This window comes from Microbacterium paludicola (assembly GCF_015235415.1).
GTDB lineage: Bacteria > Actinomycetota > Actinomycetes > Actinomycetales > Microbacteriaceae > Microbacterium > Microbacterium paludicola.
Genome location: NZ_JADGLL010000067.1, coordinates 1 through 9658 on the forward strand (window position 1 = coordinate 1; position 9658 = coordinate 9658).

Annotated in this window: 8 protein-coding genes; 4 read left to right on the forward strand and 4 right to left on the reverse strand. The window is 71.8% G+C overall.

Going from position 1 to position 9658, the window contains the following annotated elements; translation table 11 throughout:
• From IR155_RS15080 to IR155_RS15090, 3 genes are all read left to right on the forward strand, one after another.
• Window positions 1-766: energy-coupling factor transporter transmembrane component T family protein (locus IR155_RS15080; protein ID WP_135115610.1), on the forward strand; the 766-nt coding region annotated here is incomplete at its 5' end.
• Window positions 767-784: 18 nt separating this feature from the next.
• Window positions 785-1345, forward strand: a complete 561-nt coding sequence (locus tag IR155_RS15085; protein ID WP_135115611.1) for an ECF transporter S component — start codon at window positions 785-787, stop codon at window positions 1343-1345.
• A 71-nt stretch (window positions 1346-1416) separates the two neighbouring features.
• Window positions 1417-2502: an Rv2578c family radical SAM protein gene (locus IR155_RS15090; protein ID WP_135115612.1), complete on the forward strand. Its 1086-nt coding sequence runs from the start codon at window positions 1417-1419 to the stop codon at window positions 2500-2502.
• 36 nt (window positions 2503-2538) lie between these two features.
• Here the strand turns inward: IR155_RS15090 and nagE are convergent, their stop codons facing one another.
• The 3 genes from nagE to IR155_RS15105 form a co-directional block, all read right to left on the reverse strand.
• A complete protein-coding gene (gene nagE / locus IR155_RS15095; protein ID WP_135115613.1) occupies window positions 2539-4458 on the reverse strand; it encodes an N-acetylglucosamine-specific PTS transporter subunit IIBC in 1920 nt (639 codons plus the stop codon).
• Window positions 4459-4600: 142 nt separating this feature from the next.
• The gene (locus IR155_RS15100) at window positions 4601-5545 is read right to left on the reverse strand and encodes a M15 family metallopeptidase (protein WP_135115614.1); all 945 of its coding nucleotides are present in this window, start codon (window positions 5543-5545) and stop codon (window positions 4601-4603) included.
• A 93-nt stretch (window positions 5546-5638) separates the two neighbouring features.
• Window positions 5639-6565 (reverse strand): aldose 1-epimerase family protein, encoded by a 927-nt coding sequence (locus IR155_RS15105; RefSeq protein ID WP_233441230.1) that lies wholly within the window; start codon window positions 6563-6565, stop codon window positions 5639-5641.
• 82 nt (window positions 6566-6647) lie between these two features.
• Between IR155_RS15105 and IR155_RS15110 the strand changes: the two genes are divergently transcribed.
• Window positions 6648-7898, forward strand: a complete 1251-nt coding sequence (locus IR155_RS15110) for a cytochrome P450 (RefSeq protein WP_167760821.1) — start codon at window positions 6648-6650, stop codon at window positions 7896-7898.
• Between the two features lie 90 nt (window positions 7899-7988).
• Here the strand turns inward: IR155_RS15110 and IR155_RS15115 are convergent.
• On the reverse strand, window positions 7989-9658 hold a 1670-nt coding region (locus tag IR155_RS15115; RefSeq protein ID WP_135115616.1), incomplete at its 5' end, for a DEAD/DEAH box helicase.

A 9658-nucleotide genomic window follows, 5' to 3' on the forward strand; every position in this document is an offset into this window, starting at 1 on the left:
GTTCCTCCACCACCTGAATCCGCTCGCCCTGCTCGCGGCGACCGCCCCCGCGATGATCCTGCTCGTCTTCACCCGCGACATCCCGACGCCGCTGGCGATGCTCGCCCTGGCGGGTGTGGTGCTGGCGACCGGGGCGCGGCTCCCCCGCCGGCTCGCGCTCGGGCTGCTCGCGGGCGTGCCGCTCGGCATCGCCGCCGTGGGCATCGGGTTCTCGCTCTGGGTGGATCCCGCGGAGGTCGCGGCCACGCCCGCGGTGCTGCGCGTCGGGGACTGGATCCTGCACCAGGGCGCGTTCGCCATCGGGTTCGCCACGTCGCTGCGCCTCGCCGCCATCGTGCTGCTCGCGGTGCTGAGCGGCGCGGTCACGGCGGGACCGGATGTGGTGCGCGCGAGCGTCCAGCACCTGCGCGTCCCCTACCGGATCGGGTACACCGCGCTCGCCGCCTACCGCTTCGTGCCGCGCTTCGGTCACGAGCTCGAGCTCATCCGGGCGGCACACCGCGTGCGCGGCCACGGCCGGGGCGGCGGGCGCGGGCCGTTCGCCCGAATCGCTCGGGGCTGGGGATACATCGTGCCGCTGCTGGCGAGTGCGATCCGCCATGCCGAGCGCGTCGCCCTCGCGATGGACGCCCGCGCCTTCGGCGCCTACCCCACGCGCACCGAGCGCCACCTCGTGCCGCTGCGGTGGCGCGACCTCGTGTTCGTCCTGCTGTTCTGGGCCGCGTGCGCGGCCGTCTTCCTGATCATCCCCCGCGTCTTCCCCTGACCCCACCGAGGAGCCCCGATGAACCGCGTGTCCACCGCGTACCTGCTGACCTGCGCCGTGCTGGGCGTGGCGGCCGCCATCCTGCTCGCCCCGGCGAACTGGCTGTCGACCGTGCTGCTCGGCGTCGCGCCGCTTGCCTCCCAGCTGCTGACCGGCCTGTGGATCCTTCCCGCGGTCGTCGCGCTGCGCCTGCTGCAGCGGCCGGGCGCCGCGCTGCTCACGGCGCTGATCTCGGGCCTCGTGCTGCTGCCGTTCTCGGGCTGGGGTCTTGCCAGCGTGCTCACCAACGTGATGTTCGCGTTGCCGATCGAGCTCGCCTTCGCCGCCGCGCTCTACCGACGCTGGGCGACCTTGCAGTACTACGCGGGCGGCGCGGCCACCGCGATCATCTACTGCCTCTGGCAGGGCTCGTACTTCGGCATCGAGAGCATGACGCCCCTCGCGGTCGTCGCCTTCTACGCGCTCGCCGTGCTCAGCTGCGTCGCCGCGACCGCGCTCGGGATCCTCATCGCCGACCGCCTCCACCGCGCCGGTGTCGCCGCGACCGTGCGCCCGAAGGCGAGCCGCGCCACGGCCTGATCCAGCCTCGCCGAGGGGACATAGCTTCGATCCTTCTTGACATCCCATCGAATCTTTGTTCGACTTGGCGCATGAGGTGGCAGGGGCAGGAACTCGGCGTTGCGGACGACAACGCGCTGCCGGGCATGGAGCAGCTCGACGGCCTCGTCCGCTCGGTGACGACGCCGGAGTTCGCCGGCATCACCTTCCACGAGGTCGCGGCGAAGTCGGCGCTGAACCACGTGCCGCGCTCGAGCAGCATGCCATTCGACTGGACGATCAACCCCTACCGTGGATGCACCCATGCGTGCGTATATTGTTTCGCCCGCGGGACGCACGAGTATCTCGACCTGGACGCGGGCAAGGACTTCGATTCGCAGATCGTCGTGAAGGTGAACGTCGACGAGGTGCTGCGGCGCGAGCTGGCGAAGCCGAGCTGGAAGCGCGAGCACGTCGCACTCGGGACGAACACCGATCCGTATCAGCGCGCCGAGGGGCGCTACAAGCTGATGCCGGGAATCTCGACCGCACTCGCCGAGTCGGGCACGCCCTTCTCGATCCTGACGAAGGGCTCGCTGCTGCGCCGCGACCTGCCGCTGCTGAAGCGACTGCACGACCAGGTGCCGATCTCGATCGCGATGTCGATCGCCGTCTACGACGACGAGCTGCAGCAGGCGATCGAGCCGGGCACCCCGACGGCGCAGGCGCGGCTCGACACCGTGCGCGCCGCGACCGACGCGGGGTTCTCGGTGTCGGTGTTCATGATGCCGGTGCTGCCGCACCTGACCGACTCCCCCGAGGCGCTGGACGCGGCCCTCGCGCGGGTGAAGGCGGCGGGCGCGTCCCGCGTCGTGCACGGGGCGCTCCACCTGCGGCCCGGCGTCAAGCCGTGGTTCATGCGCTGGCTGGCGCGGAAGCACCCCGAACTGCTGCCGGCGTATCGCGGGCTGTATCCCGGGGCCTCGGTCAACGCCCCGCAGGCGTACCGGACGATGCTGTCGCAGCGCATCCGTCCGCTCATCCGCTCGCACCGGCTCGACGGCCGCGACGACCAAGACCCGTGGCGACGCCCGTCCTTCGCCAGCACGCCGGCGCCGGCTCCCGCGCGCATCATCACGACCGCGCGCGGCCGGGCCGCCGCGAAGGCCCCCGCGCCGGAGCCCGCCGGCCTGTTCTGACGAGCGGGCTCCGGATCAGTCCGCGGCGGACGTCGGTCAGGAGAACTGGATCGACGCGTCCTCGTTGTTCACCACGATGACCGGGGTGATCGGCGAGAGACCGGCCGCGCGGATCGCGTTCACATCGAACGACACGAGCGCGTCGCCCTTGCGCACCTCGGCACCCTGCTCGACGAGCGGCCGGAAGCCCTCGCCCTTGAGCGAAACGGTGTCGATGCCGATGTGGATCAGCAGCTCGGTGCCGTCGGCGAGGGTGAGCCCCACCGCGTGCCCCGTCGGGAACATGGTCGTGACCGTGCCGTCCGCCGGGGCCACCACCGTGTCCCCGGTCGGATCGATCGCCACGCCGGGGCCCATCGTCTGCTCGGCGAACATCGGGTCGGGCACCTCGGACAGCGGCAGGACGCGCCCCGCGATCGGCTGCGCGATCCGCACGACCGCGGGCGCGAGCGTCGCGACCGACATGGTCTGCGGCGCCGGGGCCGCGGCGGGAGCGGGCTCCCGGCCGTCCATGAGGTCCTCCATGGCGTCCTTCACGAACTGCACGTTGAGGCCGTAGACCACCTGCACGCTCTTGCCGCCGGGCTTCATGGTGCCCGCGGCTCCCGCGCGGCGAAGAGCCGCCTCGTCGACCTTCGACGGGTCGGCGACCTCGAGGCGCAGGCGCGTCGCGCAGTTGTCGAGCGACAGGATGTTCGCCTGACCGCCGAGCCCCGCCAGGAAGCCGGCCGCGACCGCGGCGTACTTCGAATCTCCGACGCCGGCCTCGCCCTCACCGGTGCTGAGCGTCTCGTCCTCGTCCTCGCGCCCGGGCGTCTTCAGCTGGAACTTCAGGATGACGAAGCGGAACACGAAGAAGTAGATGACGAACCACGCGACGCCCATCACCAGGATGAGCCACGGATTCTGCGCCAGCGGATTCACCCAGCCGAGCACGAGGTCGATGAATCCGCCCGAGAAGCCGAAGCCCATGCGCACGGGAAGCAGCGCCGAGATGGTCATCGAGATGCCCATGAACACCGCGTGGATCACGTACAGCCACGGCGCAAGGAACAGGAACGAGAACTCGAGCGGCTCGGTCACACCCACGAAGAACGAGGCGACCGAGGCCGAGAGCAGGATGCCGCCGACCACCTTGCGACGGGCCGTTTTGGCGGTGACGTACATCGCGAGTGCCGCACCGGGGAGGCCGAACATCATGACCGGGAAGAAGCCCGTCATGTACTGGCCGGTGACGCCAGGGACGCCGTCGCCGTTCGCACCGTCGAGGAAGTTCTGGAGGTCGTTGATGCCGGCGATGTCGAACCAGAACACCGAGTTCAGCGCGTGGTGAAGACCCAGCGGGATCAGCAGGCGGTTCATCATGCCGTAGATGCCGGCGCCGACCGGGCCGAGCGTCAGGATCCACTCGCCGAACGTGACGAGGCCGCCGTAGACGACCGGCCACACGAAGAACAGCACGATCGCCACGACGAGCGAGAGACCGGCGCTGACGATCGCCACCGAGCGCTTGCCCGAGAAGAACGACAGCCAGTCGGGAAGCTTCGTGTTCTTGAAGCGGTTGTACGACCATGCTCCGATCAGGCCGCAGATGATGCCGACGAAGACGTTCTGGATCTTCCCGTACGCGGGGTCGACCGCCTCGAGCTCGGCCGCACCGGTGAGCACCTGCACGGTCTCGGGCTTCAGCAGCGTTGTGATCGTGAGCCACGACACGAGCCCGGCGAGGGCGGAGGTGCCGTCGGGCTTCTCTGCCATGCCGATCGCGATGCCGATCGCGAACAGCAGCGCCATGTTGTCGAGCAGCGCACCACCCGCGGCGGCGAAGAACGCCGAGGCGACGTTGTCGCCAGCGGTCTCCTTGATCCAGTAGCCGAGGCCGGACAGGATCGCCGCCACAGGCAGGACGGCGACCGGCAGCATGATCGATCGGCCGAGCCGTTGGAAGAACTTCATCGAGGCTCCAAACGTGAAAGGGCCGTGCGTCCGCGGGGGAGACCCGTGACCAGACGGGCTGTCCGAGACTGTACTCCCGCAGGCGCGCGCGACGCGGCATCCCGCGCCTCAGGAGATCGCGGATGCACCCGTGCCGGCCGATTCAGGGATAGTCAGGCGCGGGCGGCAGCCCGAAGAACTCCTCGAGGGAGTGGTAGCCGCCCTCGTGATACACCTGGGCGAGCTCGGGCCCGATGTAGCGCAGGTGCCAGGGCTCCGGGTTGTAGCCGGTCGTGTCGGTGCGGCCCTCCTCGTACCGGATGATCCATCCGAACCGCCACGAGTTGTCGATCAGCCACTTCCCCTGCGCGGTGGCGCCCACCTCGTAGATCGTCCCGCACCCGGCGTCGCCGCACGCGACGACGTCGGCCGCAAGGCCCAGCTGGTGCTCGCTGAAGCCCGGGCGCGCCGACAGGGCATCCGCCCCGATCTGGCCCCGTGCATCGACCTGGGAGTCGTACGTCGCCACCTGGGTGTCGTAGGAGCGGTAGCCGCTGAACAGCGACATCCGTCCCGCTCCCTCGGCGTCGGCGGCAGCGACGAGCCGCTCGAACGAGTCGACCACGTCGGCGCGAAGGCTCCCCTCCACGACGTGCGACGGAGGAACGGCGAGCGCCTCGGGCGCGTAGCCGAGCGGCTCCAGTGGGCGCTGCTTGTTCACCACCACCCACGGAAGGGACGGATCGTCCAGCGGAACGCACGGGGCGTCGCCTGCCAGGATCGCCTTGTGCATCGCCTCGGCACCGCCGAACGCGCCGATCAGGGCGTCCGGAGTCCTCGCCTGCAGCGCGTCGTCGGCGCAGCCCTCCGGCGGATCGCCCGCCTCGACCTGGTCGATCACCGGCACCGGCAGCAGCGCCGCGACGACCGCATCGGGACCGCCGGCGCGGACCACAGCGGCGGCCTCGCTCCGCGACACGAGCTGCGTGATGAGCGAGACCTCCGACACGAGCAGCACGCCCGCGCCGAGCGTGACCAGCGCGATCCGCCGCGCGCGCCGCAACCACGCGGCGCGGCGCCGCGCGGAGACCCGCTGGGCGTAGCTCATGCCGTCATTCTCGTCAGCTCACCTGCATGCGACGTGGGGACACGGCGTCCGGCGCGTTCGCCCGCATCCGCGTTCCGACGCCGCAGCAGCGCGTCAGCGGGAAAGGCTCACACCCCAGCGGGCGGTCCAGCTCTCCCCCGGTGCCAGGCGGCGCACATCCTGACCCGCGTTGAAGGCATCCGTCGGCGCGGTCATCGGCTCGACGGCGATCGCGCGGGACTGGCCGGGGTAGGCGTCGGTGGTGAAGACCTGGATGTAGTCCCAGTTCCCGTCCTGCCACATGGTGACCGTCCGGCCGTCGGGCGCGGTGAGGGTCGTGCGGGCGATGCCGTCGTCGCCCCGCTCGAGCGAGCCGAAGCCGGTGTCGAGGTCGAGGTCGCCGACGCGGGCTCCCCCGCGCAGGTCGTAGGTTCCGGAGACCGGCACCTCGGCGGTGGGCAGGAGGCGATCGTCGACCTCGAACACCGTGCTCGCGGGCACCGCGAGCACGAGGTCCTCCGTGGGGACGCCGCCGAGGCAGAAGAAGGGGTGCGTGCCGAGCGCGACCGGCGCGTCGCCGTCACCCACGTTCGCGACCTCGTGCGTGATCTCGACGCCGTCCTCCGTGAGCGCGTAGGTCACGCTCGTGCGGAGCGTGTAGGGGTAGCCGTGCTGCGGGAAGACCGTGGCGCTGAGCGTCGCGGATCCCTCTGCGGCGTCGATCTCGTACGGCGCGTAGCGGAGGAGACCGTGGATGGCGTTGCTGCGGTCGGGCTCGGTGATGTCCAGCTGGCGCGTGGTGCCGCCGTCGGTCCAGCGCCCGTCGCGGATGCGGTTCGGCCACGGCGCGAGCACGATGCCGCTGCCGAAGGGCGTCGGCGAGCCCTCGGGATACGGCGTGACGATGTCCACGCCACCGACGGTGAGGCCGCGCAACGCCGCGCCGACCTGCGCGATGTGGGCGGCGACCACGCCCGCCGGGCCGTCGCGACGGATGCGGACCTGGGTGCCAGTGGGATCGATGCGCGTCGGTGCGTTCACCCTTCGACCCTACTGGGGCGGCTCGGTGCCGGCCGTTGTCAACCCGCTGTCGGGCGCGGATCGCGCATGGTGCGGTGGACGCATGACGCAGACAGTGGAGCCCGCGACGTCCACGGCATCACGCATCCCGGCGCTTCCCGGCCTGGATGCGACGTGGCGCCTCGCGCGCGACGGGTATCTCTTCGGCACGCGCGGCTTCCGCGACGTCGACGCCGATGCATTCCGCACACGCCTCCTGGGGCGCGCTGTGGTTGTCGCCCGGGGCGCGGAGGCCGCACACGTGTTCGGGACGCCGGACGCGTTCTCGCGCACGGGGGCGATCCCCCGCTCGGTCATGCATCTGCTGCAGGACGAGGGAAGCGTGCAGCAGCTCGAAGGGCCGCGTCACGAAGCGCGGAAGCGGCTTATGCTCGATCTCGCCCAGGAGGAGCGTGGCGGACTCGTGGTGGCGTTCCGCGAGGCATGGCCGCAGGTGGCGGCCGAGCACGCGCATCGGCCGGTGCCCGTGCGGCAGGTCGCGTCCCTCGCGCTGACGCGCGCGGCCCTCGCCTGGGTGGGGATCCGCACCGAACCCGCCGACGAGCGGGCCCTGTGCGAGGACTTCGACGCCATGGTGTCGCGGGCCGCGGCCATCGGGCCGCTCAACTGGGCGGCGCGGCTGCGCCGGCGGCGCACCGAGGCATGGGCGCGAGAGGTGGTGCGCGACCTCCGCCGCCAGGGCGACCGGGCGACGGTCGCCGGCCGCCTCGCGCACCACACCGAGGACGGCCGGCTGCTCGACGAGAGCGTCGCGGCGATCGAGCTGCTGAACCTGCTGCGCCCCACCGTGGCGGTGGCCCGCTTCATCGCCTTCGCGGTTCACGCGCTGCACCGCCACCCCGATTGGGCATCGCAGATCCGGGGCGGCGAGCCCGCCGCGACCCGGTGGACGGCCGACGAGATCCGCCGGTTCTCCCCGTTCTTCCCGATGATCGGCGGCATCGCGACCCGCCCGATCGAGCTGCACGGCGCGCGGCTCGCGCAGGGCCAGTGGGTGATGCTCGACCTGTACGGCACCGATCACTCCGCCGAGCTGTGGGAGCGCCCGGATGTGTTCAACCCCGGCCGCTTCGCGACCGCGTCACCCATGACAGTTGTCGCGCAGGGCGTCGGCGATCCCCTTGCGGCACACCGCTGCCCCGGGGAGCAGGCGACGGCCGACCTGCTCGTCGCGACGCTCGAGCTGCTGACCCAGGGCCCCGAATACGCGGTGCCGGAGCAGGACCTCCGGATCAGCCTGCGCCGCCTCCCCGCCGAGCCCGAGGACCGGATGCTCGTCGTCTTCGGCGGCTGATCATCCTGCCCGCAGACGACGGATGCCGCCCTCGACCGGCGAGGGCGGCATCCGTGTCGATCCGGCCGGGGAACGCGCCCCGGTCTGCGATCAGGCCGTGAGGTCGGCGAGCGTCGGGGCGCCGGCGAGCTCATCGAGCACGTCGTCGCCCGGGCGGACCTCGTCGAACGGCGCGGCGATCTCGGCGCGCTCGAGCATCTCGGTCATGCGACGGCGACGCTGACGCGGGATCAGCGTGACGACGCGGCCCGTGCGCCCCGCGCGACCGGTGCGGCCGGCGCGGTGAAGGTACGTCTTGTACTCGTCGGGCGCGTCCGCCTGGATGACCAGGTCGACGTCGTCGACGTGGATGCCGCGCGCGGCGACGTCGGTCGCGACGAGCACGCGGGCGCGGCCCTTCGAGAAGCGCTCGATGTTGCGCGTGCGCTTGGCCTGGTTGAGGTCGCCGTGCAGCGAGATGGCGTCGATGCCGGCGCCGTCGAACTGCTCGGCGAGCATCTCGGCGTACGCGCGGGTGCGGGTGAAGACGAGCGTCTTCCCCTCACGCGCGACGAGCTGATCCAGGATCTCCGGCTTGGAGCGGTGGTCGACGACGAGCACGCGGTGCTCGATCGTGCCGGTCTCCTGCGTCTCGCCGGCGACCTCGTACACCTGCGGGTCGACGAGGAACTCGTCGACGAGCGCGGCGACCTCGCGGTCGAGCGTCGCCGAGAAGAGCAGCTTCTGGCCGCCCTTGCCGGTCTCGCGCAGGATCTCCTGGACGGGCTCGAGGAACCCGAGCTCGCACATGTGGTCGGCCTCGTCGAGCACCGACACCTGGATCTGCGAGAGGTCGAGCTTGCCCTGGCGCTGCAGGTCGCCGATGCGACCCGGGGTGCCGATGACGATGTCGACGCCCTTCTTGAGCGCGCCCACCTGGCGGCCCTGCGGCACGCCGCCGTAGATCTGCGTGGTGAACAGGCCGACGCTGCGGGCGATCGCCTGCACCGTGCGGTCGATCTGCAGCGCGAGCTCGCGGGTCGGCGCCATGATCAGCGCGACGGGCGCGCGGCCGAACTCACGCTTCTGGCCGGCCTTGGCACGCAGGATGCGCTCGACGAGCGGCGCGCCGAAGGCGATGGTCTTGCCCGAGCCGGTGCGGCCGCGGGCGAGGACGTCGCGGCCCTCGATGATCGACGGAGCGGTCGACGCCTGGATCGGGAACGGCTTCTCGGCGCCGAGGGCGGCGAGAGCGCGCACGATGTTGTCGCCGAACCCGAGGTCGGCGAAGGTCACCTCGGCGACCTCATCCGCCTGCACGGCCTGCGCCTCGAGGCGCTCGTGCACAACGTCGATCCGGTCCTCCTGCGCCTGGCTGCGCGCCGGACGCTCCTCGCGGCGCTCCGACCACTTGCGCTCGCCCTCGTGCTGGAAGCGGGGGCGCTCCTCGCGGGCCGGACGCTCGTCGCGGGCCGGGCGGGCATCGCGGTCCGGACGGGCGTCGCGGTCGTAACGGGGGCGGTCGTCGCGCTGCGGGCGGGCATCGCGGTCGAAGCGGGGGCGATCCTGCTGCGGGCGGTCGTCGCGGTTGAACCGGGGGCGGTCGCCGTCGCGGGCGGGACGGGCATCGCGAGCCGGACGAGCGTCGCGGTCGAAGCGGGGACGGTCACCATCGCGAGCCGGGCGGGCATCGCGGTCGTAACGGGGGCGGTCGTCACGGTTGAAGCGGGGGCGGTCGCCGTCGCGGGCCGGACGGGCGTCGCGATCGAAGCGGGGACGCT